The sequence below is a fragment of the Lutimaribacter pacificus genome (assembly GCF_900142185.1).
GTDB lineage: Bacteria > Pseudomonadota > Alphaproteobacteria > Rhodobacterales > Rhodobacteraceae > Lutimaribacter > Lutimaribacter pacificus.
In genome coordinates this window covers 80,910-105,498 of record NZ_FQZZ01000007.1, presented here as the reverse complement: position 1 = coordinate 105,498, position 24,589 = coordinate 80,910, and the positions used below count along the sequence as shown (strand labels likewise).

Here is a 24,589-nt window from a genome sequence, read left to right as displayed (position 1 = left end):
GTCTTTTAGGGTTATGGACTGGCGCTATTGCGCAGGCCGACGTCGTCAGTTCATTGTCGAGGGCAGCCACAGCACCAGCACGGGAAATGCAGTGAGCAACGCGATCACCAGCAAATGCGCCAGAACATGCGGAAACGTCCCGCGAAAGATTTCGCCCAAGGGTCGCCGGGTATATCGGGCCACCACAAAGACATTCATGCCCAGCGGCGGAGTGACCATGCCGACCTCGGCCGTCACCACGACGATCACCCCGAACCAGATCGGGTCGAAGCCCAGCGACAGGACCAGCGGCAAAAGCACCGGCACCGTCAGGATGAGGATGGCGATCTGGTCCATGAAGGCACCCAGAAAGACGTAGATGATCAGGATCACCACCATCACCCCCATCGGCGAAATACCAAGGCCGCCGATCCATTGGGTCAAATCGTTGGTCACCCGCGTGAGGGTGAAGAAATAGCCAAAGATATGCGCGCCGAGGATCACGAAAAGGATCATGCAGGTGGTCTGCGCCGCCCGTCTCAGGCAACCCCAGGCTTGGCTGAATCCCAGTTTGCGCTCGTGCAGCGCCAGCAGCATCGCGCCGAAGGCGCCGATCCCCGATGCCTCGGTCGGCGTGGCAATGCCCGAGTAGATCGTGCCGGTGACGGCCAGGAACAGCAGCAGCATTGGCCCGACACGCGACAGCGACGCAAATTTATCGCGAAAGCTGTAAGGCTGGCCGGCAGGCGCGACCGAGGGATCAATCCGCACCAGAACCGCGACCGTGGCCATGATGGTCAGAGCGACCAGAATCCCCGGTATCACCCCCGCCACCAGCAGCTGTCCGACCGAGACATCGGCAATGATCCCATAGAGAATCAGCGCCACAGATGGCGGAATCAACATCGCCAGTGTGCCCGAAATCGCCACGACGCCGCTGGCCAGCTTGGGGTCGTAGCCTTCGTCGATCATCGCCGGGATCGAAGTGGATGCCAGCGTTGCCGCCGCTGCCGTGCTCGACCCCGAGATCGCGCCAAAGCCCGCCCCGGCTACCGCGGTAGCCATGGCCAGGCCGCCGCGGAGACGGCCGACCCAAATGGTTGCAGCGCGAAAGAGATCTTGCGCCACGCCCGAGATGATCACGAATTCGGCCATCAGGATGAACATCGGGATGGTGATGATTTCGTAGGAATTCGCGGTACTTAGGGGTGCAGTCTTCAGGATGCCGCCCAGTACCGCCATGCCGCCGAACAGATAGAGCCCTACAGACCCCGAAATCGCCATTGCCAAGGCCACCGGCAGCCCGATCACAAGCAGCCCGGCCAGAAGCGCAATTACCAGAGCCACCGTCACAGGACGTCCTCCCCTTGGAGCGCGGTGGTCTCGGGCGGGGGCGGCATTTCAACCAGATCGTGGCGCGAGAAGATGGAAAACGCGTGCCCGACCACCCGGTAGATCAGGCGCAGCGTCAGCAGCGCGGTGCCAATCAGGACGACCAGATAGGCCGGCCAGGTCAGCCATGGGACCAGCGCGGCGATCCGGTCCTGCCCGGCATAGGCGCTCTGGAAGCGGCCCCAGGCCTCGAACGCGATCAGCGCCATGACAACTGCCCCTGCAGCATAGCCCACCGCCTGCCCCAGATGGCGAACCCGTCGCGGAAGTATGTTTTGGAACAGATCGATTGCCACGTGCCCGTGATGATGGAGTGTGTCGGGCAGCATCAGGAAGAATACCGTGACCACAAGGTAGAGACCGATCAGGTCGTAGGACCAGCCCAGTGGCATCGAAAGCGCGTAGCGCATCGCAACATCCACGACCACGATCAGCATGATCACCGCCAGTGCGACACAGGCCAGCGCCGCAAACCCGGTCTCTAGCACGGCCAGCCCCCGCGAAACGGCCAACAGGCCGCGCGCGCCCCCCCTTTTCTTCGGCGGTTCCATTGCGGCCACCCCCCCCCTTTTTTTTGGCGCTATTTCGGGCCATTTCCATCGGCGATTTCCACGCCGGAAACGAGCCGCCTTAGCCTCATTGTGGCGCCAAACTTAGCAAGGCCCCCTTGCATGTCAACGCTCCCCGTGCAAAAAAACTAGCAATACAGTCTTTTAGTCTTTTGTAGCGTGCGGTCGGTGCAGCCGATCCGGTGCCGGGGGGGGGAATCATGTTTCAAATGCTCGACGGGGTGCGCGTGGTAGAGCTGGGCCATATTCTCCTGGCCCCCTACGCCACCCAGTTCCTGGGCGATTTCGGCGCTGATGTGATCAAGGTCGAAGCGCCGGAAGGCGACTATTATCGGCGCCTCGGCGCCTCGCGCGTGCCGGGTATGACCGCTCAGTGGATGGCGGTGAACCGGAACAAACGCAGCATTGCGCTTGATCTCAAATCCCCCGAAGGGCGTGCGGCGCTGCTGGAGATGCTGAGTCAGGCGGACATCGTGGTTCACAATATGCGAGTGCCTGCGATCGAGCGGCTGGGTCTTGGATATGACGCCGTGCGGGAGGTCAATCCGCGCATCGTCTACTGCGCCGCGATCGGGTTCGGGCAGGACGGGCCCTATGCCGACTTGCCCGCCTTCGATGACCTGATTCAGGCCCGGTCGGGTCTGGCCGAGGCCAACGGGCGCAACGCAGGTGCCCCCGCCTTTGTGCCGATGGTGGCCGCCGACAAGATCACCGGGCTGGCGCTGGGTCAGGCGATGCTGGCCGGCCTGTTCCGGCAGCGCACCACCGGCGAAGGGTGCTACATCGAAACGCCGATGTTCGAAACGATGATATCGGTGATGTTGAGCCAGCATTTCAACGGGGCGGCCTTCCGGCCTCCGGAAGGCGGGTTCGGCTATGCGCGGGTCATGAGTCCATTCCGCAAACCAGCGCAAACCAGCGACGGTTTCATCGCGCACGGGATCTACAAATTCGATCAATGGCAGCGGTTTCTGCGTGCTGTGGGTCGCGACGACGTGGCCGACGGCCCCATGATGACCGACGCGGCGACCGCACAGCGGCATTTTCCCGAACTCTATGAACTTGTTGTAACGCATATCCTGCCGCAGCGGACCACCGCAGAGTGGCAGGCGCTGTTCGATGCCCTCGATATTCCCAATGCCCCAGTGATGGCGATGGAGGACCTGCCCGACGATCCGCATGTCCGCGCCGTTGGCCTGATAGAAGATTATGACCATCCCCAGCAGGGGCCGATGCGCCGGGTCCGAAGCCCTTATACGATGCGCGGCGTCGAGATGGGCCCCGATCTTCCGGCACCTGCCCTTGGCGCACAGGGCACGGCGATCCTGGAAGAGTTCGGCTTCTCACCGGAAAGGGTTGCTCAACTGATAAAGGCCGGTGTCGTTGTGCAACCCGAGCAGGACTCGTCGGTAAACGACGGTCTGACAGGAGCGGTGCCTCGGTCCGGCGACCAGCCTTGAGCGGCACCCGGACCACCGGCGTCGGCCACTGTCCCCGCCCGGAGGAAGGCTCGGCCAGGGAACTGCTTCGGCAGCGTGACGGCATCCCCTTGTATCTCAAGCTCGCAAGCCTATTTCGCGAAAAGATTCGCTGCGGCGATTGGCCCATACACAGCCAGTTGCCAACCCTTCCGGCCCTGCGCGACGAATACGGCCTGGCGCGCGAAACCGTCCGCCAGGCTCTTGGGGTTCTGCGCAATGAGGGCATGATCGACAGCACGCGCGGACTGGGCACCTTCGTGACTGCGGCGGCCGAGGAGAGCGAGCCACGTGCGCCCGCCTACGATCCGCTGACGCTCGGGGCACAGGTGCGTATAGATATATTGTCGCGTGCGCCCTGTAAGGAGCTTCCCGATCTTGGCCGCGACCTGACGGGGATGGAAACGCCGCTGGTTCATGTGCGCAAGCGCCATCACGCCGGGCAGCAGCCGTATTCGCTGGTCGATCTGTGGCTGCCGCAACGCTATTTCGAGATGCTGCCCGAGGGCGCTGACGAAACGCAGCTATATTCGCAACTGCTGCGCGACCACACCGGCATGACGGATCTGTCGGGCGACCAGATCATCACCATCGTTCGGGCCGACATCGCCACCGCGCACCTGTTGGGCATCACCCTCAGCGAGCCGGTGGCCCATGTGGTCTCGCGCTTGTTCGATCCCGAAGGCCGCCCGGTCATGGCTCACCTCGTGCAGATCCGCAGCGACGTCTTTTCCGCCGAGCGCCAGTTCGGCAATCTCGCCACAGGAGATCCCGGCTCCTGGCGCCCGCATATGGCGGAACCCGCCCCGCCCGAGCATTCGGGCGAACCACACCCACGTCAGAAGAAGGAGTGATCGCATGGATTTCGATCTCACCGAAGAGCAACGGGCCATCCGCGACGCGGTGGCCAGGATCTGCTCGCGTTTCGACGATGCCTACTGGCTGGAACGCGAACGAACCGGGACCTTCCCCGAAGATTTTGCGGCCGAGATCGCAAAGGGCGGTTTCTATGGCGTCACGATGGAAGAGCAGTATGGCGGATCGGGCCTGGGTATCACAGAGGCATCGCTGGTCATGCAGGAGATCGGGCGTTACGGCGCGGCGGCCAGTTCCGCGGTGCATATCAATATCTTTGGGCTGCAACCGGTGGTCGGCTTCGGCACCGACGAACAGAAGGCTCGAATGCTGCCGCCTCTGATCCGCGGAGAGCACCGCTCCTGCTTCGGCGTAACCGAACCGGACGCCGGCCTTGATACCACGCATATCTCGACCTTTGCGCGCCGACGCGAAGACGGTGGGTATGTGGTCAACGGGCGCAAGGTCTGGACCTCGACCGCACAGCGCGCAGATCACATCCTGCTGGTGACCCGGACCACGCCCATCGAGGACTGCGAGCGACCGACCGACGGCATGTCAGTGTTCTACACCGATTTCGACCGCAGCAAGATCGACGTGCATGAAATTGCCAAGATGGGCCGCAAGGCGGTCGACTCCAACGCTATCTTCATTGATGGGCTGGAGGTGCCCGAAGAGGACCGCATCGGCGCGGAAGGTGAGGGTTTCAAGGTCCTGCTCCACGGGCTGAATGCCGAGCGGATCATTGTCGCCGCGGCTGCGGTCGGGTTTGGGATGTACGTACTGGAAAAGGCGGCCGCCTATGCGCGCGAACGCGTCGTCTTCGACCGTCCAATCGGCCAGAACCAGGCGATCCAGCATCCGCTGGCCTCGGTGTGGATGCGCCTTCAGGCGGCGGAACTGATGACCTACAAAGCCGCCACGCTTTACGATCAGGGCAAGCCCTGCGGGCTGGAGGCCAATACCGCGCGCAACCTCGCCGGCTCGGCGGCCTACGAAGCGGCATTCCGCGCGGTGCGCACCCACGGCGGCTTTGGCTTCGCGCAGGAATACCACGTCGAGCGTTACTTTCGCGAAAGCGTACTGAACTTCATCGCGCCGGTCAGCGAGGAGTTGATCCTCTCCTACGTGGCCGAGAAGGCATTGGGGATGCCCAAGTCCTACTGACTCTTCGCCCGTATCGCGATCACTCCGGGTCGTGCCCACCCTCGACGCTGACGAGCGCCGACGGTGGGGCGGCCAAGGCCCTTTTCAGAACGCGTTAAGCCCGGTCAGGTTGCGCCCGATGACCAGTTTTTGGATTTCGGTGGTGCCATCGGGAATCGGCATGACCTTTGCATTGCGGAAGTGCCGTTCAACGGGGAACTCTTTGGTGATGCCGTTGCCGCCGTGGATCTGCACCGCTTTGCCGGCGATTTCGACGGCCATTTCGGTTGCATACCATTTCGCCATCGAGGTCTGGGTGTCACAGCGCACGCCCAGGTCCAGAAGTTGCAGCCCGCGCTGGCACAACAGGCGCGCGGCATCCAGGTGCGTGGCCATGTCGGCCAGGTAGCCTTGAATCAACTGGTGCCCGCCGATCGGCTTACCATGTTGTTGGCGATCCTGCGCATATTTGACGGCACATTCCAACGCCGCCTGCGCTATGCCAATGCTCGTCAGGCCGACAAACACGCGAGCGCTCTCAAACAGTTTCAATGTCTGGAACAGGCCGCCGCCTGCATTACCCAGAACATGGTCAGCGCTGGTTTCGGCACGGTCGAAAAACAATTCGCAGGTCGATGCACCGACAAGCCCCAGCTTGCGCAATTCGCGGCTCTCGTAGTTGCCGGTATCGCGGTCGACGATGACCATGGAAATACCGTCGTCCAGATTGCAGACAACGATGGCGAAATCCGACTGGGCCCCATTGGAAATCCAGAGCTTCTGGCCAGTGACGAAAATCTTATCGCCCTCGCGGTCCGCACGTGTCTTGACCTCGCGTACGTTCGAACCGACCTCTGGTTCGGAAATACAGGTGGCACAGATCCGTTCGCTGCGCAGGAGCGGCTTCAGATAGGCCTCTTTCTGCGCCACATTTCCCAAGAGGTTGACCGCGAACACGGCATGACCCTGAATCAGCACCGCGATTGCCAGATCGGCCCATATCCGGGCCAGTTCCTCGTATAGGATGCCATAGGTCATGCGGTCGATTCCGGCACCGCCGTCCTCTTCGGGGATCAGGCCGCTGATCAGCCCGAATTCCTCGACCTTGGCGAACAGGGACTTCAGGGTTTTCGCATCGGGGGGGTGGCCGAGGTTCTCGTATTTCTCGGCCAGCGGCGCGAACTCTGCCTCGGCCATCTTGCGGAAGTTTTCCAGCAACATGCGTTGCTCATCTGTATAGATTGCCTGAGCGGCGGCGATCACGTTTTCCATGGTTCGTCTCCTTGTTTCAACGGCCCAGAATGGTGACGCAGGCGGCCGCTTCTTCTACCCCGTGCAACCCCCCGCCGTTTTCGGCGATGGCGTTCTTTGCCCCTTCGACCTGACGCGCGCCAGCTTCGCCGCGTAGTTGCGTGACCAGTTCGAAAACCTGCCCTATCCCTGTGGCACCGACCGGGTGGCCCTTGGATTCCAACCCGCCCGAGGGGTTCACCGGAATGCGTCCACCGATCTTTGTCTCGCCGCGCAGACTGGCGGGACCGCCCTCGCCGAATTCGACAAATCCGAGGTTCTCGATCTGGATCACTTCGCCCACGGCCGTGGCGTCATGCACTTCGGCCACCGATATATCCTCGGGGCCGATCCCGGCCTGTTCATAGGCCTCAAGCGCGGCAAGCCGGGTCAGGTGGTTCTTGTAATCTTCCGGCGGACGATCGGTGCCCGAGCGCAGGATCGCGGCCTTGACCTTGATCGCGCGCGCGGGATCTAGGCCCAGACGTTTTATCCCCTCGCCGGTGCATAAAACGGCCGCAGCGGCCCCGTCCGAGATCGGGGCGCACATCGGCAGGGTCAGCGGATAGGTGATCGGCGGCGCGGCCAATACCCGATCGACGCTCATGGCTTCTCGGTATTGCGCCAGTGGATTATGCACGGAATGCGCATGGTTCTTGGCGGCGACGGCGGCGAACTGTTCCTGAGTTGTGCCAAAGGTCTTCATGTGCAGCCGGGCGAAGCCTGCGTAGACATCCATGAACACGCTGTAGGGCTTGGGCGATTTCGATCCTTCGGGTTCCTCGACCCCTGCACCCAGATCGGCCAGCCGTTGCGCGACCTCTTCGCTGTTGCTGACGTCCCAGCCGCTGTCGAAGGCCGAAAACATCAACGCACGGTCGTCAGAATACATCTTTTCGGCGCCCACGGCGAGACAGCAGTCGCCATTGCCGGCCTTGAGGAAATCGACTGCCAGTTTGAACCCGGTCGAGGCGCTGGCGCAGGCGTTTTCGACATTCACCACCGGAATGCCCTGAATGCCCATTTCACGCAGCGCGATTTCGCCGCGGATCATGTGCTGGCCCTCCATGTGGCCCTGCACCGCGTTCGAGAAGAATGCGCCGTCGATACGATCTGCCGTCACTCGGGCATCGGAAAGCGCGGCGGCGACGGCCTCGCCGGTCATGTCCTTGATGGTTTTGTCCCGGAACTTTCCGAACGGCGTCATCCCGATGCCAACGATGTAAATGTCCTGCATCGTTTGTCCTCCTGACCTAGTATCCGCGAAACTGCGGTTTTCGTTTTTCATTGAACGCCGACAGACCCTCGTGCATGTCCCAGGATCGCATGTGCGCGCGCAGGTTCAGCATCTCTTCGGAAAGCGCGGCGGTTTCGTCCACGTCCAGCGACCGATTGGAAACCGTCTTCATGCGGCGTAAGACCGCCGGGCTTTTTTCTGCCAGCCTGTCGGTAAAGGCCTGCACCGCTTGTCGCAGGTCTTCGTCCGCGACGACCTTGTTCACCAGTCCCCAGTCCATCATGTCCCGTGCCGAAACGTTCTCGCCCGAGAACAGCAGGTATTTCGCGCGGTTCAGGCCAATCCTACGCGGCAGGATCGCCGCACCGCCGGCCCCGGGAAAGACGCCAAAGTTGGAATGTGCGTCGCCCAGTTGCGCGCTTTCGGCGGCAAAGACCAGATCGCAGGCCATCACCATTTCCAAACCGCCCGCCATCGCCAGCCCGTTCACTGCGGCGATCACCGGTTTCGGGCCATGTCGCATAAGCCCAAACGTGTGATCGACAAGATCCAGAAGATCCGGCTCGCCTGGTGCATGTTTGGCGCCAGCAACTTCTTTCAGATCGGCACCGGCGCAGAATGCCCGGCCAGAGCCGGTCAGGACAATTGTACGCACCCCATCGTCGGCCAGCGCCGATTCCAGTGCTGCCGCCATCTCGCGCAGCATCTGCGTTGACATTGCGTTGAGCTGTTCGGTGCGCTGGAAGGTAATCCATTCAGTTTTTGCGACCCGCTCAACGAATAGCGTCTGCTTTGCCTCACTCATGCTAAGCTCCTGATAATTATACATATTATTGGTTTTTCGCCTTGTCTTTTGCGGCGATTTACGCTGCACTCGGGCGGACCCGCACGTGGAAAACAAAAGAACTGGAGATTGATATGAGCACTGCACCCCTGGCCGGCCTGAAAATCCTCAGCCTTGCCGAACAGTTTCCCGGTCCCTATGCCACAATGCTGTTGTCCGACATGGGAGCCGAGGTGATCATGATTGAACGCCCGGGCATCGGTGATCCGGCCCGGCAATTTCCGCCCTTGTTCCGGGCACTGAACCGAGGCAAGCGCAGCGTTGCGTTGGATCTGAAATCGGCCGAGGGGCTGGCACGGTTTCGCGAACTGGCCAAGGAATCGGATGTCATCGTCGAAGGGTTCCGCCCTGGCAAGCTTGCGGCCTTGGGTGCCGGTTTCGAGGACATGCGTAGTGTCAACTCGCGGCTGGTTTATGTATCGATTTCGGGTTACGGGCAGGACGGCCCCTATCGTGACAGGGCTGGCCATGACCTGAGCTATGAAGGGGTTGGCGGTTTGCTGGCCGATCAGGCCGATGCAAAGCAGCCCGGCCCTGTGCCGCCGATCCCCCTTGCGGATGTTGGCGCGGCGTTGTTCGCGGCGATCGCAATCCTGTCGGCGGTGGTGTCGAGCCAGCGCACAGGGCAGGGGCGTTACGTGGACGTGTCCATGTCGGATGCGGTGGTTTCGATGTTGACCGCATTCCTCGTTCCCGCCGCCAATGGAACACCGCTGGGCGAATTTATCGCCGAGCCGGGCTATGGCGTGTTCACCTGCAAAGACGGCAAGCTCTTGACCTTGTCCATCGCGCATGAGGACTGGTTCTGGAAACCGTTCTGCGATGTGATCGACAGGGCGGATCTTGCGCCGTTGACAGGCCGCGACCGTGTCGCCCGCAAGGCCGCGCTGCGCGAAGAAATCGCGGCGATTCTGGTTGGCAAGACGCGCGCCGAATGGGGCGACCTTCTGGATAAGGCGGGGGTGCCATGGGGTCCGGTCAATTCCCTGGTCGAAACGTTGGACGACCCCCATGTGCGTGCGCGCCAGCTGCTGCGCAAGATTACGCATGACGGCGGCAAGGCCGAGACTTTTATTGTCCAGCCGTTGAAATTTGATGGCTTCGAAACCGCAACACCGAATCTGCCCCCTGAACTCGGGGCAGATAATGACAGCGTTTTTTCGGACGACGCCACCTAGAGGCGGCGGTTGGTCGATGTCTACTCTAGCAGGCAAACGAATACCCACCATTCACTGGATAGGTCTGTCCGGTGATCCAGCTGGCAGCATCCGAGCAGAGGAACAGGATCATTCCGGCGGGGTCTTCCGGCTCGCCCAGACGGCGGATCACGTATTGCGACAATGCCCGCTTCTCGGTCTCTGCATCCGGGATCAGGTCGGCGACAGCCGGAGTTCTTGTGCCCCCCAAGGCGACGCAATTCGCGGTGATCCCGAACCGGCCGCCGGCCTTTGCAATTGCCCGCATGAAGCCGGCCGCACCGGCCTTGGCCCCGGAATAAACCGCCAGATGCGGTTCACCGACACGGCCGGCGTCGGAAATGACGGTCACAATGCGCCCATAGCCACTGTTAACCATCAACGGCATGGCGTGACGGGTGCAGTTCAGCACCCCATCGAAATTGGTGGCCATCCAGCGGCGCCATTCATCGGGATCGGATTCCCAAAAAGGGACCAGATCGTCGAGCCGCGATGTCGGCCCGGCGTTGCCCGCATTGTTGACCAGAATATCCACGCCGCCAAATGTGGTCTGCGTTTCGGCAAACGCCGCGCCAACCGCGTCGAAATCCGAGACGTCGAAGGCGAGCGGCAGAGCCTTTGCACCCGCTGCCTCCACTTCCGCGGCAACGCTTTCGGCCCGTTCGGCGTGAAAATCGTTGACAACGATGGCACCGGCTCCGTGTTCCGCCAGATAAAGCGCGACTTGCCGACCAACGCCTTGCCCCGCTCCGGTTACAAATGCGGTACGACCTTTGATGGAAAGCAGGTTACTCATCTTCGCTCCTTTCTATCCCAGCCATCTCTTCCGGCGGCGATAGTGTTTGATATCTCGATAGCTTTTGCGCTCGCCCGATGCGGTTACGCCGAGATAGAATTCCTTGATGTCCTCGTTGTCAGCGAGCTTGTCGGCAGGGCCGTCCATCACGATCCGGCCGTTCTCCATCACATAGGCATAGTCGGCGATCGATAGCGCCGCGGCGCTGTTTTGTTCGACCAGGAAGAAGGTCGTGCCTTCTGACTTGAGCTGCTTGAGCACTTCATAAACATCCCGGACCATCATCGGGGCCAATCCCAACGACGGTTCGTCGATCGCGATGATCTTGGGGCTGGCCATCATGGCCCGGCCGATCAGCAGCAGTTGTTGTTCGCCACCAGACATGAAGCCAGAGGTGCGGTTGCGCAGGTCCGCAAGCCGGGGCATCAAGGTGTAAACATGGTCCAGGCGCTTTTTCAGCTCGGCGGAGTTGGGCACCATGTGCCCGCCGACGATCAGGTTTTGCTCTGACGTCAGATGCCGCAAAACGCGCCGCCCTTCCATCACATGGATGAGACCGTTCTTCACGACTTCCGAGGCTTCCATGTTCTGAATGGGAGTTCCGTCCAGAACGATGGACCCCGCCGAAACGGTTCCATCCTCGGATTTGAGCGTTCCCGAGATGGCTTTAAGCGTCGTGCTTTTTCCTGCGCCATTGCCACCGAGCAGAGCAACACATTGTCCCGCACGGACTGTCATGGACACGCCTTTGAGCGCCAGGATGACGTCGGAATATGTCACCTCTACGTTGTTGAGTTCCAGCATGGTCATATTGCCCGGGGCTAAGGATCAGAACGGGCGCCGCGACTGCGGCGCCCGGATTAATTCACCATTTCTCAACTTGCGGAACGTCGACACCCGTTGCCGCGATGGTGATTTTCCCATCTTTGACGGTGCCCACATTCACTTTGAGGCCTTCCAATGGGAACGGTGCTTCTGGCGTAAAGGACAAGGTCGGCAGGAACCCATGGGTTTCTTCGGTGGTGATCGGTTTGGCAAAAAGCGCCTCACGTACCATCTCTCCGGTCAGGCCCTCGGCGCCGTTCGCCTCGATCGCGTGATCGATCACGGTCACGGTATAGAGACCCTGAGATACGCCCATTGCGGTCACGACGTTCCAAGGTGCTTCGAGTCCGTAATCGGCAACCAATGTCTCGTAGAATTGTCGCGCGGGAGTGTCCTCATCGGCCGCAATCACCATGCCGTAGGCTTCAAAGTCCCCCTCCATTTGCTCAAGCCCGCCAAGCGCGCTACCCGAGGCTGGAAGCCCGTTATGCGAACTCATCATGATCGGGATGTTCGCCCCGTTGGCCTGCAGCCCACGTTTCGCGGCAACCACGATAGAGGTGTTCGTTTGGATTACCAGCACCTCGGCCCCGGCTCGTACAACGCGGCGCATTTGCCCCGTCAGATCGGTGGGTTGAACTTCGGTATAGATGACCTCGACGAGGTCGATCTCCTCGGGGTGCTCTTCGGCATAGAGTTCAATGCCCTTTGCCATGTCGACATAGGCAGGCGATGCTTCTGAGGCGAGGATCGCAACCTTGAGCGGTTCGTCTCCGCCGCGCTGTTCACGCATCCAGTTCAGAAAGCCGACACTTTCGTGCGAATAGGTCGGGCGTGGGTTGAAAATCCAGGCATCCGGTTGCCAGGCAAAACCGTAGGCCGCTGTGGCCATGAACATCGGGATTTTGTCTTCCGGCAGGCGTTCGGAAAGGGCCGCGACGTCGGGCCCGCCGAGGCCGACAACCGCAATCGGGTCCAGTTCCGATTTGATCCCGGGCCAGAGACTTGCCACCTGTGCCGCGTCATAGCGGGTTTCGTAGTTTTTGTAGTTCAGCGTGACGCCAAGTTCCTTGCCGCGGGTTTCATTCCACCAGGTGAACACAGCCTCACGTCCGCCGGCCAGAATGGGCATGATGTCAGCATAAGGGCCGGAAAAGTCCGACAGCAGGGCCAGATTATAGGTCTCTTCGGCCTGCGCCTTCAAAGGCATGGTCGCCGCGGCCGCCAAGGCAGCCGCAGCCAGAAAGCCGCGAAGACCTCGATTCGATTGGTAAGTCATATTCTTCCTCCCAGGTTTAGAGCCGCTCTATTTCTCAGTAAGGAAACGGCCAGATACGGTATGACGACTTCAGGATGTTCCAGCGGTGCATCAGCCCCTTGGGTTCGAGGATCATAAACAATGCGATCACGCCGCCAAGAACGACATTCATGCCAGCGAACACGATGTCACCGCCAAGGAATGATACCGAGTCGGCGATATTGGGGCCGACCGTCGCGATAATTTCCTGGATGATGCGGATAATGAAGACGCCGATCAGGGCCCCCACGATTGAACCCATCCCGCCGACGATGATCATCGCGACGAAGAAGATCGAGTGAAACAGGGTGAACTGGTCTACCCCCACGAAGCGGATCAGATAGGCCCAAAGCGCCCCGCCGACGCCCGCATAGAAAGCGCCGATCAGGAAGGCATTTGCCTTTGTGGCCGCGACATTGATCCCCATTATACCCGCGGCCACGTCATCATCCCTGACCGCCACGAAGGCACGGCCGAAGCGTGACCGAACGATCCCGAACGCGCCCGCCACCATGATCGCGGTGACCGCGAAATTCAGATAGAACTGCGAAGATTCGCTGACAAATCGCAGCCCGAAAAGCTCGGCCGGGGGCACGGTGATACCGTTCGATCCACCCAGCCAGGTAGACGGCAGGTTCAATACGGCAAAGTGGAACAGGAACTGAGCTGCAATCGTGGTCAGTGCCAGATAGAACCCCTTGATCCGCGCCGCGGTCAAGCCAAAGAGAAAGCCGAACAGCGCAGCCGAGAGCCCGGCCAGAGGAATGGTCAGCAGAAACGTAAGGCCGGTCTTCGAGGCCAGTATCGAGGCCGTATAGGCCCCGACCCCCATGAAAGCCGCCTGACCCAGGTTGATCTGGCCCGCATAGCCGGTGCAGATCTGAAGCCCGACGGCGATGACGGCGCTGATCATCATCATATTCAGGATAGCGATGATACGGCTGCTCACCAGGTAAGGCGCCAACAGCAGTAGAGCCATGAATACGACGAGGGCCAGAAACTGCCAGCGCGTTCGGATCAAACGTCTGTCACTGCGATAGCTTGTCGGGAATACGCCGGAAGGGTCCATGGATTACACCCGTTCAATTGTGCGCCAGCCGAACAGGCCGGTCGGTCGGATCAGCAGAATGGCAAGCATGATGATATAGGGGACAACGCTGCCCAGTGACCCTCCGATCAGCGGGTCAAGATAGTTGGTTGTCAGGCTCTGGACGATGCCGATAATCACGCCCGCAAGGATCAGCCCGCCGATGGATTCCAGCCCGGCAAACAGCGCCACCGGCAGGGCCGCGAACCCGATATCCGAGGCCAGGAAGGTCAGCGATTTGCCGCTGAGAAAGATCATCGCACCAATTGTGGACAGGATTGCCCCGAGAACCCAGGCAAAGGCAATCGAGCCTTTCACCGAAATGCCCATCGAGGAGGCCACGACGTGGTCTTCCGCCACGGCGGTCATCCGCAGGCCGGACCGGGTCCGGTTGAAGAACCACGACAGGCCGACGGCGGCGACAATGGTGATGATCCCGCCTATCAGGAGGTTCATCGGGATCAACATGTCGCCGAGGAACAAGGGTTTCAGCGGGAAAATGATCGGGAAGGGCCGCACGGCGGGACCGAACACAAGCAGCACCAGACCGCGCAGCAGGATCAGAAGACCGACGGTGACCATGACCATCGAGAAAACCGATTCACCGATCAGCTTTGTCAGGAAAATCCGTTCGATTGCGTACCCGACCAGCCCGGCCAGAACCAGCGAAAGGGGTATCGACAACCAAAGGCTAAGCCCCGCTTGCATCGTTGTGAACCAGACGATGAACCCGCCGATGATCACAAGCTCGCCCTGCGCGAAGTTGAACACCTTGCTGGCGCGATAAATCACAACAAAGCCCATGGCCACCAGCGAATACAGAAGGCCGATCAAAGCCCCGGTAATGATGTCATTGATGAAATAGACCATTGTCGCCGACCTCCTTTAAGATTTGGACTGCCGCTTGGCAGCCTTCGATGCGTTTTCAACATCCGACACGCGAACCGTGGTCTTGAGAACGCCTTGACGACCGTCCTGATAGGTCACAGCGATTTCGAGATCTGTCTCGTCATCGCCAGCATAGATCGCCTCGACGAGCTTGGCATACCGTTCCTCCAGAAAGGCCCGGCGAAGCTTTCGGCTGCGGGTCAACTCGCCTTCATCCGGGTCGAGTTCCTTGGGAAAATTCGCAAAACGTGCCACGCGCGAGCCTTCGGGCAGGAGCGCATTGATGCGCGCCACTTCGCCTTTGATAAGGTCCAGAACTTCGGGTTTCTGCGACAGATCGGTGTAGGTCGAAAAGCTGATCTTGTTCTCTTCCGCCCAACGCCCGAGAACTTCCATATCGATATTGATAAGCGCGCTGACGAAATTCCGGCGTTCGTCGCCCAATGTCATGAGGTCCTTGATGAAGGGGCTATACCGCAACCGCGTTTCGATGAACTGCGGCGGATAGCTGTGACCGTTTGCCAGGCGGCGCATGTCCTTGACACGGTCAAAGAACAATAGCTCGCCGTCGTCGGTCATCGAGACCGCATCACCGGTCTTGTACCAACCGTCTTCGGTCAGCACCTCTGCGGTCTTTTCGGGCTTGCCGTGATAGCCGCCGAAGCCCGATCCGCCACGCACCTGAAGCTCCCCTTCGTCCGAGACCCTGTATTCCAGCGGTTCGCCGTAGTTCGTGTTGCTTTGCATCCAGCTGCCGCTGGTTTCCAGCTGATAGCTTTCGCCGACATGCGCGGTCAGAAGGCCGATTTCGGTCGCGCCATACACGTTGCGCAGCTTAACCCCCATCGCGTGGAACATACGAAAGACGTCAGGTGCCATCAGGGCGCCGCCGCTCATTGCGTTTTTGGCCTTACCAAGGCCAAGATTGTCGCGCAGGTGATGCAGCACCAGAGCTTCGGCAAAGGGAAGCTGCAGGCGTGCGGCAAGGCTGGGGCTACGCCCTTCCAGCCGCTCGACGTAAACGTTGCGGCCAACCTTCATGCCCCAATTGTACATCGCATTGCGGAACTTGCCCGCGCCCAGCATCCGGGCCTGAACGATGGAGGCGAGGTTTTCCCACTGGCGCGGACTGAACACCAGTGCATCAACCGCCAGTTCGCGAATGTTGGTCAGTACGTCTTCAGGGCCTTCGGGAAAATTGACGACCATGGGCGCGATCAAACCGATCGACAGGCCGAAAATCTGTTCCGTGACCCAGGCAGGCGAAATGTAGGTCAGGTATTCGGTGCCCGGCGCGATTTCGATTGCCCCCATCACCCGCGAGCAATTGTCGAACAGGTAGCGATGGCTGATGACAACGCCCTTGGGTTTTCCCGTGGTCCCCGAAGTATAGGACAGCAAGGCGGTATCGTCCGCCCGTCCACGTTTTACGTGTTCTTCAAATCTGGCGGGTTCCTTGGCGTGGATCTGACGCCCTGCCGCGCTCACACTTTCAAACGAATGCAACAGGGGATGATCATAGCCCCACAGACCGGAATCGTCCCAGTAAACGACCGCCAGGGCGCCCGAGTACTTGCCCGCAATCTCGATGCATTTATCGACCTGCTCCTGATCCTGCGCCAGAAAAACCCGCGTTTGCGAGTCTTCGGCCAGATACAGAATCTCTTCAGCGTTTTGATCCGGATAGACAGACAGGACTTTGCCGCCTAACGACTGGACGGCGTATTCAGCCCAGAAATGTTCGGGTTCGTTTTCGCCAATCATCATGACGGATTCGCCAGCCGACAAGCCCAGGTTCTCCAACCCGAGAGCCAGGGCGCGAACCCTGTCAAGAACATCGGCCCAGGTGAATTCACGCCAGATGCCCAGGCGCTTGTGCCGTTCGGCGAGGTTGGTCGGTGTGGATGTCGCTCGCGCGAGCAAAACCTGCGGCAGGGTTTCGCTATGTGTCACTGCTGGGTCCGAAAAGACCATTGCTGTCCGTTGTTTGACCATGCCGCTACCCCAGATATGCCTTTATGACAGCCGGGTCCTTCTGGATTTCTTCCGGGGTGCCTTCGGCGATGACCCGCCCGAAATCCAGCACCACGATCCGGTCGGCAAGGTCCATCACGACGCCCATGTCGTGCTCCACCAGAACTACCGGAATCTTGCGCGCCTCGCGCACATCGAGAATGAAGCGCGCCAGGTCTTCTTTTTCCTCCGAGTTCATGCCGGCCATCGGTTCATCCATCAGCAGGATCGACGGTTCCTGCGCCAATGCACGGCCCAGATCGACACGCTTGCGCAACCCATACCCCAACGTGCCCACGGGCCGGTTGCGGATTGCCTCGATCTCGAGAAAATCGATGATCTCCTCTGCGGCTTCACGATGTTCCGATTCCTCGCGCATCACGGGACCGAACTGGAAAAAGGCCTGGACTACATTCGATTTCATCAGCATGTGGCGGCCGATCATAATGTTTTCCACCACCGTCTGCCCGGCAAAAAGATGGGTGCCCTGAAACGTCCGCGCCAGACCGCGCCGGGCGATCTGGTCAACACGCAGGCCGGTCACGTCCTGCCCGGACAATTCGACACGGCCCTTCTGCGGACGGTAGAAGCCCGCAGTCACGTTCAGAAGTGATGTTTTTCCGGCACCATTCGGACCGATAATTGCAAGCAATTCATCGTCGGCCACGGAGATGCTCACATCGTCGAGCGCGGTCACACCGCCAAATTTCAAAGTTGCGCCACGCACCGCAAGCGGTGACGATACGTGCCCGTTATTCGTGGTCATGTTACAACCCGTGCTTTTCCCCAACACCTCATGGAGGCACGCATAGCCTGACCGCACGGTTTTCCGTTGGTTACGAGTTTTCCTCGCATCGTTCCTCCTCCCACCTCTTAATTCAGAGGTTTGCCTGGTCTATTTTACCAAGTCTCTCCGCGCAGCCTAACAGATGTTAGAAAAATTGGTCAACAACTGAATCCGCTACCAAAGGAAACCGATCAGACAGCCGCGTACTCTGCGGAAAAGCTTCGAAGACCGTTTTGATCCTGACACCAGACTGTCCCGGAGGTGCCGGTCTCTTCATTGTGCAGTTGCAATTCGCAGGGCAGGGTGAGTGGCGCGAGGCCGCGGAACGAAAACCGGTGGGGCGATGTTTTCAACGCATCCGCCGCCAGATTCAGAAGCAGCGTGGCCTGCAATGGGCCATGCACAACAAGCCCGGAATAGGCTTCGGTTTCGGTGGCGTAGACGTAATCATAGTGAATGCGATGGGCATTGAACGTCAGCGCCGAATAGCGAAACAGAAGAACAGGATCCGGTGTCAGCGTCGATCTAAGCGTGGTGGGGTCACCCGCGTCAGCTGCGCTCTCGCCCGTGCGGGGGGTGGAAATCTCACGATAAACGATCGTTTGCTGCTCCCGGATACAAAGCCGGTTGCCACTCAGATACTCATGTTCGACGGTCACAAACACCAATGGTCCACTACGGCCCTGCTTGGCCACAATATCCCTGATCGAAGAGCGCCGGGTGATGGTTTCGCCGATTTTCAGCGGCGCGATATGTTTAACATCGCCGCCGGCCCACATCCGGGCGGGCAGCGGGACAGGGGGTAGGAATCCACCCCTTGCGGCATGGCCGTCTTCTGACAGGGCGGTCGCTGGCACGGTATCAAGGGAAATGCACCAATGAATTCCCAGCGGGACATCGCCTGATCCGTCCCAAAGATGCGGACCGAGCGTGGCGCGGAATTTGTCGATCAGCCCCTCCGTCAGAACGTCTTCTTTAGTCTCGGTGCGTCCCAGCCAGGGCGCCAGCGCGTCAAGGTCGATCTCACCCATAATCCTGGCCTTCAGAACGATCTTGGCATGCCGAGGATATGTTCTCCGACATATGACAGGATCAGGTTGGTCGAGATCGGGGCGACCTGATAGAGGCGCGCCTCGCGGAACTTGCGCTCGACATCGTATTCCCGTGCGAAACCGAAGCCGCCATGGGTCTGGATGCAGGCATTGGCCGCTTCCCAGCTGGCCTCCGAAGCCAGCAGCTTGGCCATATTCGCCTGTGCTCCGCAATCCAGCCCAGCATCGAACCGCCTGCAGGCTTCAAAGCGCATCAGATTGGCGGCCTCGATGTTCACATAGGACCTGGCGATAGGGAATTGCACGCCCTGGTTCTGGCCGATGGGGCGGTCAAAGACCATGCGGTCGCCGGCATAGGTGCGGGCCTTGTCGACGAACCAGTATCCATCACCGATACATTCCGCCGCAATCAGGGTACGTTCGGCGTTCAGCCCGTCAAGAATATGGTAAAATCCGCGCCCCTCGGTCCCGATCAGGTTCTCGGCGGGGATTTCCAGGTTGTCGAAAAACACTTCATTGGTTTCGTGGCCGGGCATATTGGCGATGGGGCGGACCTCCATGCCGTTGCCGATCGCCTCTTTCAGATCGACCATGAAGATCGACAGGCCCTGCGATTTCTTCTTGACCTCGGCCAGCGGCGTGGTGCGTGCCAGCAGGATCATCAGGTCGGAATGCTGGATACGGCTGATCCAGACCTTCTGGCCATTGATCTCATACCGGTCGCCCTTTTTCACCGCCGTGGTCTTCAGTTTGGTGGTGTCGGTGCCGGTGGTCGGTTCGGTCACGGCCATGGATTGCAGGCGCAATTCGCCGCTGGCGATGCCGGGCAGATATTTCTGTTTCTGCTCCTCCGAACCATGCCGCAGCAGCGTGCCCATATTGTACATCTGCCCGTGGCAATGGCCCGCGTTGCCGCCGCAGCGGTTCACCTCCTCCATGATGATCGAGGCTTCCGTCAGGCCCAGACCCGAGCCGCCGTATTCTTCTGGGATCATCGCGGCGAGCCAGCCCTCGCGGGTCAGCGCATCGACGAATTCCTCGGGGTAGGTTTCATCCTCGCCGAACTTGCGATGATATTCTGGCGGAAACTGCGCGCAAAGTGCGCGCAAGGCGTCGCGCAGATCGGTGTGAGTGTCTGGGGCTGACGTCTGCATCGGTTACTTCGCTCCTGAACCCGACGTTTCAAGAATTTCCTGCTCGGCACGCTGCCAAAGCTCATAGGAAATCGGGTTTTCGCTCTCTTCGAGGATATGACCGACCAGACCGATGGCGCGTGCCATGACGCCAAAGCCCCGCACGATCTTCCAGGGGAAGCCAAATTCACAGCAGATTGCTCCGATCGCCCCGGTGGCGTTAATCGGCAGCATCTTACCCGATTTTTCTTCGGCAACGGCCTGAATTTTCTGGATCAACTCGATGTATTCACCGGACTTGCCGTTCTCGGCAGCGATCTGGAACAGGCGAGGTGTGCGCGGATCGACCGGCTTGTGCACCGGATGTCCGAGCCCCGGCACGATCATCTTGCGGGCGCGGAATTTTTCCACCGTCTCGACGGCCAGCGCATCCAGATCGACACCGGTGCCCAACTTGTCCTGTGGCAGTGCCTCGTAAAGCATTTTCGAGGCACCTTCCATAGAACCGACAAAGACGGTGCCCAGCCCACACAAGCCAGCCGCCACAGCCGCCTGAAGCGATTCCGGCGCCCCCATATAGGTCATCCGCGCCGCCAGGGCCGATGGCGTGATGCCATGTTCGACAAGGGTGATGATGATGGCGTTGAAGACGCGGCTTTCCTCGAGCGTGGCCTTGCGGCCCGTCAATTGCAGAAAGGCCAGATCGCCCAGGTTCATGTGGCCGAGGATTTCGTTCGGCAAGTCGAGCCCGCGCACGCAGATCTTGTCGGGGGTGCTCCAGGCAATGTCGGAGCTGATTTTTTCTTTGCGTTTTCCCATTAGACCGGATCCCACGAAAAGACATCCGCCGAAACTTCGAGCGGTGTGAATTGCGATTTGAGCGCGGGAATGGCGCGCTCGGCGATTTCATCGGCGGTCCAGCCGTCACCGGAGTGGACGGACCGGAGCGGGCGGGGCTGGTTGAACAGGAATATCTCGTTCATCCGCACTGCAAAGATTTGCCCCGACACATCCGCCGCGCGGTCGCTCATCAGGTAACAGGCCATCGGCGCGACCTTGGCGGGGGTCATCTTCTTGACCTTCTCGACCCGCGCCTTCTGTTCCTCCGTGTCGGTCTTGATCGACGATATCATCCGGCTCCAGGCGAAGGGCGCGATGCAGTTTGACCGCACGTTCCAGCGTTTCAGGTCGAGCGCTACCGATTTCGAGAAGGCCGCGATGCCCAGCTTTGCCGCCGAATAATTCGCCTGCGCCAGATTGCCGATCAGCCCCGAGGTCGAGGTCATGTGCACGAGCGCGCCGCTTTCCTGTTCGCGGAAATAGTCGGCGGCCGCGCGGCTGGTATTGAAGGCACCATAAAGATGGACCTTCACCACCGCGTCGAAATCCTCATAGGTCATCTTGTGGAAGTAACCGTCGCGCAGAATGCCGGCGTTGTTTACCACCGCGTCGATGCGACCGAATTCCTTGACCCCGGCTTCGATCATCGCGCGCGCGGCATCGGGATCGGTGACAGAGCCGCCATCGGCAATGGCATCGCCCCCAGCGGCCCTGATCTCTTCGACGACTTTCTGCGCCGCAGTTTCTGTCTGACCGGTGCCTTTCAGGGATGCGCCCAGATCATTGACCACCACGGCGGCGCCTTCGGTAGCTGCCATCAAGGCGATATCACGCCCGATCCCACCGCCGGCCCCGGTGACCAGAACGACCTTTCCGTCAAGTGCTTTTGTCATCTTCTTGCTCCCTCAGCGTGACTTGCGGTATTTGTCCAACCCGCCGGTGTGCATGACCCGGCCCATGAGCGGCACACCGATGATCTCTTCTGCTTTGACCGCCGCTGCGATCAGCTTGTCCAGATCAATGCCGGTTTCGATGCCGAGCTCGTGACACAGGAACACTGCATCCTCGGTGCAGACATTTCCTGCGGCGCGCGCGTGGCCGTGGCCCGCGAAAGGACAGCCGCCAAGACCGGCGACGGAGCTTTCGAACATGTCCACGCCCATCGACAGGGCCGCATAAACGTTGGCGATCCCCAGCCCACGTGTGTCATGGATGTGCATACCGATGCGCGCCTCGGGCGCCAATTCGCGCAGGGCGCCGATCATCCGTTTGACCGCCTCGGGGTTTCCCCAACCCATGGTGTCGGCGACCACGAGGATCGGCACGGGGATGTTCTCTTCTTCGCATAGCTGAAGGATAAAGCGGAAATCGTCCAAGATGCGTTCTTGGGGGATGGGGCCCTCGAGGTTGCAGCCGAAAGCGGTCATCACATAGGCCGCGTCGACGGTATATCCCTCTTCCTTGTAAAGACGGACCCAGTCACGTTGTTTTTCCCGCATCTCGGCCGAGGAACAATTGTTGTTCGATTGGGCGAATGCTTCGGAAGGATAGAACAGCAGACGCGGGTCGATATCGACCTCATGCGCGGTCAGGGCCTTGCGAAACCCTTTGTCGTTCAGCCACAGCGATGTGTAGTTCACGCCCGGTTTGCGCTTGATACGCTGGAACAACTCGCCGGTGTCCGCCATCTGAGGAACGTATTTCGGGCTGACAAAGCTGCCGACCTGAATGCGTTTCAAGCCGGTTTCGCTGAGCATGTCGATCAGTTCGATCCGCTCTTCGATCGGGTAAATCTTCTTTTCGATCTGAAAACCCTCACGCGGGCCTTCTTCACGAAATTCTACGAATTTGGGAAAGTCGCTCATTTCATCACTCCTCGGATGGCAGGATCTCGGCGATGACCTGGCCGCGATCGACCATGTCCCCATTCGAGACGGATATATTGCTGGCGATCCCGGCCGCGGCCGCCCGGATCGAGATTTCGAGTTTCATGGATTCCATGACCGCGACCACGTCGCCTTCGGCCACGCTCTGACCGTCGGAGACCTTGATTTCGACAATCATGCCGGTCAGCGGAGAGGTCACGGCGCGATCCGCCGCGGCATCGCCGCCGGCAAAGGCAAGGGGCGCGGCGGGCCGAAAGACCAGGCGGCCTTCGGGCGTATCCAGTTCGATCACGCCCGCGTGCAGGCGCGCGTCGATCAGATGGACGGTGTCGCCTTCGCCGACACGCCAACGGCCCGGGGTCAGTTCACGTGCCGACAGTATCAGCGCCTCGCCTTTCTCCGAACGGATGGTGTACTTGGCACCCGGTTTGACAGGACTGACGCGCAGTTCTTCGGATACCTCGTCAGAATCGGTAAGCGTCACGCGCTGCCCCGCTTCAATCGCATCGCCGCCCAGTCCAAGCCGCCAGCCGGTAAAGGCATCACGGTTGGTCCAGGGATTGGCGTCTGTGTCGCTGCGCGACTGGGTCACGAAGAGAATGGCAGCGGTCGCCTTCCACAGATCTGGGCGGGTCAGGCCGGGTGCCTGTGTCAGCTCATCCAGCCTGCCGTCGATCCAGCGGGTATGCACCTGCATCCGTTCGAATTCATGGTTTCGCGCCAGCGCCGTCAGAAAGGCGCGATTGGTTTCGACACCTTCGACCGCGACATGATCAAGCGCCGTGGCTAGACGTGCCAATGCGGTTTCCCGGTCGGGCGCGTGCACGATCAGCTTGGCGATCATCGGGTCGTAGTAGGGCGTGACGGCATCGCCTTCTTCGACGCCGCTGTCGATGCGCAGGCCCGATGGCAGGCTGAGCGTGGAGAGCGTGCCCGTCGACGGGGCGAATTGCATCGCCGGATCTTCGGCGTAAAGCCGCGCCTCGACCGCGTGGCCGTTGATCGTCAGATCGTCCTGCACCAGTCCAAGGCCCGCGCCTTCGGCAATCCGCAGGTGAAGCGCGACAAGGTCCAGCCCGGTGATCGCTTCGGTGACGGGATGTTCCACCTGAATGCGCGGGTTCACCTCAAGGAAGAAATACTCGCCACCCGCGACCAGAAATTCGACCGTGCCCAGCCCGCGATAGTCCAGCGTTTCGCCCAAGCGCACCGCGTCGCGTGCGATGTCGTCCAGAAGCGTTCGGGGCAGACCCCAGGCCGGGGCTTCCTCGATGACCTTCTGGTGGCGGCGCTGAAGCGTGCAATCGCGTTCGAACAGATGCACCACATGGCCCTTGCCGTCACCTGCGATCTGCACTTCAACATGGCGCGCCTCGGGCAGGAAACGCTCCAACAGCAGCCCTTCGGAGCCGAAGGTGGATTTTGCTTCGCGCAGCGCGCCTTCGATGTCCTCGACCAGCGTGGTCTCGTCAGTGACGAGCCGTTGTCCGCGCCCACCACCGCCGCCGACCGCCTTGAGCAGCACCGGCAGGCCCATTTGGCGCACCTCCTCGGCAATCTGCTCGGGATCGGACCGCGCACCTTCGGCGCCCGAAATCACCGGGACGCTGGCCGCCACGGCGGCCTCTTTGGCGCTGGCCTTGTCGCCGAAACGTTCAAGCGTTTCCGGCGTCGGCCCCATGAAGATCATGCCGGCGGCTTCGACCGAACGAGCAAAATCGGGGTTTTCGGCCAGAAAGCCATAACCGGGATGGATCGCATCCGCGCCCACTGATTGCGCAGCGGCAATCACCGCGTCGATTTTCAGATAGCTCTGGGATGCAGGTCCGGCGCCGATACAGACAGATTTGCCAATCTCGCGGACATGCAGGGCATTGACGTCGGCCTGCGAATGCACGCCGACGGGAATGATACCGCTTGCCCGCGCAGTGCGCGCGATCCGGCAGGCAATTTCGCCGCGGTTGGCGATCAGAAGCGTCTTGATTTTCACGGTTCGCTC

Annotated in this window: 22 protein-coding genes; 4 read left to right on the top strand and 18 right to left on the bottom strand. The window is 60.4% G+C overall.

The window, feature by feature from the left end; all coding sequences use genetic code 11:
• Positions 1-45: 45 nt before the first annotated feature.
• Both F3H87_RS16705 and F3H87_RS16700 read right to left on the bottom strand, forming a co-directional pair.
• On the bottom strand, positions 46-1,326 hold the full coding sequence (locus F3H87_RS16705) for a TRAP transporter large permease (RefSeq protein WP_223228101.1): 1,281 nt from the start codon (positions 1,324-1,326) through the stop codon (positions 46-48).
• Positions 1,327-1,328: 2 nt separating this feature from the next.
• Positions 1,329-1,922: a TRAP transporter small permease gene (locus tag F3H87_RS16700; RefSeq protein ID WP_083545805.1), complete on the bottom strand. Its 594-nt coding sequence runs from the start codon at positions 1,920-1,922 to the stop codon at positions 1,329-1,331.
• A gap of 218 nt (positions 1,923-2,140) precedes the next feature.
• Between F3H87_RS16700 and F3H87_RS16695 the strand changes: the two genes are divergently transcribed.
• From F3H87_RS16695 to F3H87_RS16685, 3 genes are read left to right on the top strand one after another with little or no spacing between them, the layout of a single operon-like run.
• Positions 2,141-3,400 carry a CaiB/BaiF CoA transferase family protein gene (locus F3H87_RS16695; protein WP_071974357.1) on the top strand — a complete coding sequence of 420 codons (1,260 nt, stop codon included), beginning with the start codon at positions 2,141-2,143 and terminating at the stop codon, positions 3,398-3,400.
• Positions 3,397-4,272: a GntR family transcriptional regulator gene (locus F3H87_RS16690; RefSeq protein WP_027264381.1), complete on the top strand. Its 876-nt coding sequence runs from the start codon at positions 3,397-3,399 to the stop codon at positions 4,270-4,272. The genes F3H87_RS16695 and F3H87_RS16690 overlap by 4 nt, the downstream gene beginning before the upstream one ends.
• Positions 4,273-4,276: 4 nt before the next feature.
• Positions 4,277-5,440, top strand: a complete 1,164-nt coding sequence (locus F3H87_RS16685) for an acyl-CoA dehydrogenase family protein (RefSeq protein WP_027264382.1) — start codon at positions 4,277-4,279, stop codon at positions 5,438-5,440.
• Between the two features lie 84 nt (positions 5,441-5,524).
• On the opposite strand, the gene F3H87_RS16680 is transcribed toward F3H87_RS16685, so the two are convergent.
• Genes F3H87_RS16680 through F3H87_RS16670 form a run of 3 tightly spaced genes read right to left on the bottom strand, consistent with a single transcriptional unit; the run spans position 5,525 to position 8,751 of the window.
• Complete coding sequence (locus tag F3H87_RS16680; protein ID WP_036051588.1) at positions 5,525-6,691, bottom strand: acyl-CoA dehydrogenase family protein; 1,167 nt, start codon at positions 6,689-6,691, stop codon at positions 5,525-5,527.
• Between the two features lie 16 nt (positions 6,692-6,707).
• Entirely contained in the window at positions 6,708-7,946 is a 1,239-nt protein-coding gene (locus F3H87_RS16675) for a thiolase family protein (protein ID WP_027264384.1), read from the bottom strand.
• A gap of 16 nt (positions 7,947-7,962) precedes the next feature.
• On the bottom strand, positions 7,963-8,751 hold the full coding sequence (locus tag F3H87_RS16670; RefSeq protein ID WP_027264385.1) for an enoyl-CoA hydratase/isomerase family protein: 789 nt from the start codon (positions 8,749-8,751) through the stop codon (positions 7,963-7,965).
• Positions 8,752-8,864: 113 nt separating this feature from the next.
• Between F3H87_RS16670 and F3H87_RS16665 the strand changes: the two genes are divergently transcribed.
• Positions 8,865-9,968 (top strand): CaiB/BaiF CoA transferase family protein, encoded by a 1,104-nt coding sequence (locus F3H87_RS16665; RefSeq protein ID WP_036051655.1) that lies wholly within the window; start codon positions 8,865-8,867, stop codon positions 9,966-9,968.
• Positions 9,969-9,993: 25 nt separating this feature from the next.
• On the opposite strand, the gene F3H87_RS16660 is transcribed toward F3H87_RS16665, so the two are convergent.
• The 13 genes from F3H87_RS16660 to F3H87_RS16600 all read right to left on the bottom strand — a co-directional run bounded on the left by F3H87_RS16660 (position 9,994) and on the right by F3H87_RS16600 (position 24,580).
• Positions 9,994-10,782: an SDR family NAD(P)-dependent oxidoreductase gene (locus F3H87_RS16660; protein ID WP_027264387.1), complete on the bottom strand. Its 789-nt coding sequence runs from the start codon at positions 10,780-10,782 to the stop codon at positions 9,994-9,996.
• 12 nt (positions 10,783-10,794) lie between these two features.
• Complete coding sequence (locus F3H87_RS16655) at positions 10,795-11,586, bottom strand: ABC transporter ATP-binding protein (protein WP_027264388.1); 792 nt, start codon at positions 11,584-11,586, stop codon at positions 10,795-10,797.
• 61 nt (positions 11,587-11,647) lie between these two features.
• Positions 11,648-12,886, bottom strand: a complete 1,239-nt coding sequence (locus F3H87_RS16650) for an ABC transporter substrate-binding protein (protein WP_027264389.1) — start codon at positions 12,884-12,886, stop codon at positions 11,648-11,650.
• Between the two features lie 34 nt (positions 12,887-12,920).
• Positions 12,921-13,973 (bottom strand): branched-chain amino acid ABC transporter permease, encoded by a 1,053-nt coding sequence (locus tag F3H87_RS16645; protein WP_027264390.1) that lies wholly within the window; start codon positions 13,971-13,973, stop codon positions 12,921-12,923.
• A gap of 3 nt (positions 13,974-13,976) precedes the next feature.
• A complete protein-coding gene (locus tag F3H87_RS16640; protein ID WP_027264391.1) occupies positions 13,977-14,861 on the bottom strand; it encodes a branched-chain amino acid ABC transporter permease in 885 nt (294 codons plus the stop codon).
• A gap of 15 nt (positions 14,862-14,876) precedes the next feature.
• Positions 14,877-16,874 (bottom strand): AMP-binding protein, encoded by a 1,998-nt coding sequence (locus F3H87_RS16635; protein ID WP_223228100.1) that lies wholly within the window; start codon positions 16,872-16,874, stop codon positions 14,877-14,879.
• Between the two features lie 4 nt (positions 16,875-16,878).
• Entirely contained in the window at positions 16,879-17,658 is a 780-nt protein-coding gene (locus F3H87_RS16630; protein ID WP_028288584.1) for an ABC transporter ATP-binding protein, read from the bottom strand.
• 212 nt (positions 17,659-17,870) lie between these two features.
• Positions 17,871-18,710 (bottom strand): FAS1-like dehydratase domain-containing protein, encoded by an 840-nt coding sequence (locus F3H87_RS16625; protein ID WP_027264394.1) that lies wholly within the window; start codon positions 18,708-18,710, stop codon positions 17,871-17,873.
• A gap of 11 nt (positions 18,711-18,721) precedes the next feature.
• On the bottom strand, positions 18,722-19,885 hold the full coding sequence (locus tag F3H87_RS16620) for an acyl-CoA dehydrogenase family protein (protein ID WP_027264395.1): 1,164 nt from the start codon (positions 19,883-19,885) through the stop codon (positions 18,722-18,724).
• Between the two features lie 3 nt (positions 19,886-19,888).
• Positions 19,889-20,683 (bottom strand): citryl-CoA lyase, encoded by a 795-nt coding sequence (locus F3H87_RS16615; RefSeq protein ID WP_027264396.1) that lies wholly within the window; start codon positions 20,681-20,683, stop codon positions 19,889-19,891.
• The gene (locus F3H87_RS16610) at positions 20,683-21,597 is read right to left on the bottom strand and encodes an SDR family NAD(P)-dependent oxidoreductase (RefSeq protein ID WP_027264397.1); all 915 of its coding nucleotides are present in this window, start codon (positions 21,595-21,597) and stop codon (positions 20,683-20,685) included. The genes F3H87_RS16615 and F3H87_RS16610 overlap by 1 nt, the downstream gene beginning before the upstream one ends.
• Before the next feature lie 12 nt (positions 21,598-21,609).
• Positions 21,610-22,569 carry a hydroxymethylglutaryl-CoA lyase gene (locus tag F3H87_RS16605; RefSeq protein WP_027264398.1) on the bottom strand — a complete coding sequence of 320 codons (960 nt, stop codon included), beginning with the start codon at positions 22,567-22,569 and terminating at the stop codon, positions 21,610-21,612.
• Positions 22,570-22,573: 4 nt separating this feature from the next.
• Positions 22,574-24,580 carry an acetyl/propionyl/methylcrotonyl-CoA carboxylase subunit alpha gene (locus tag F3H87_RS16600; RefSeq protein WP_027264399.1) on the bottom strand — a complete coding sequence of 669 codons (2,007 nt, stop codon included), beginning with the start codon at positions 24,578-24,580 and terminating at the stop codon, positions 22,574-22,576.
• Positions 24,581-24,589 lie beyond the last annotated feature (9 nt).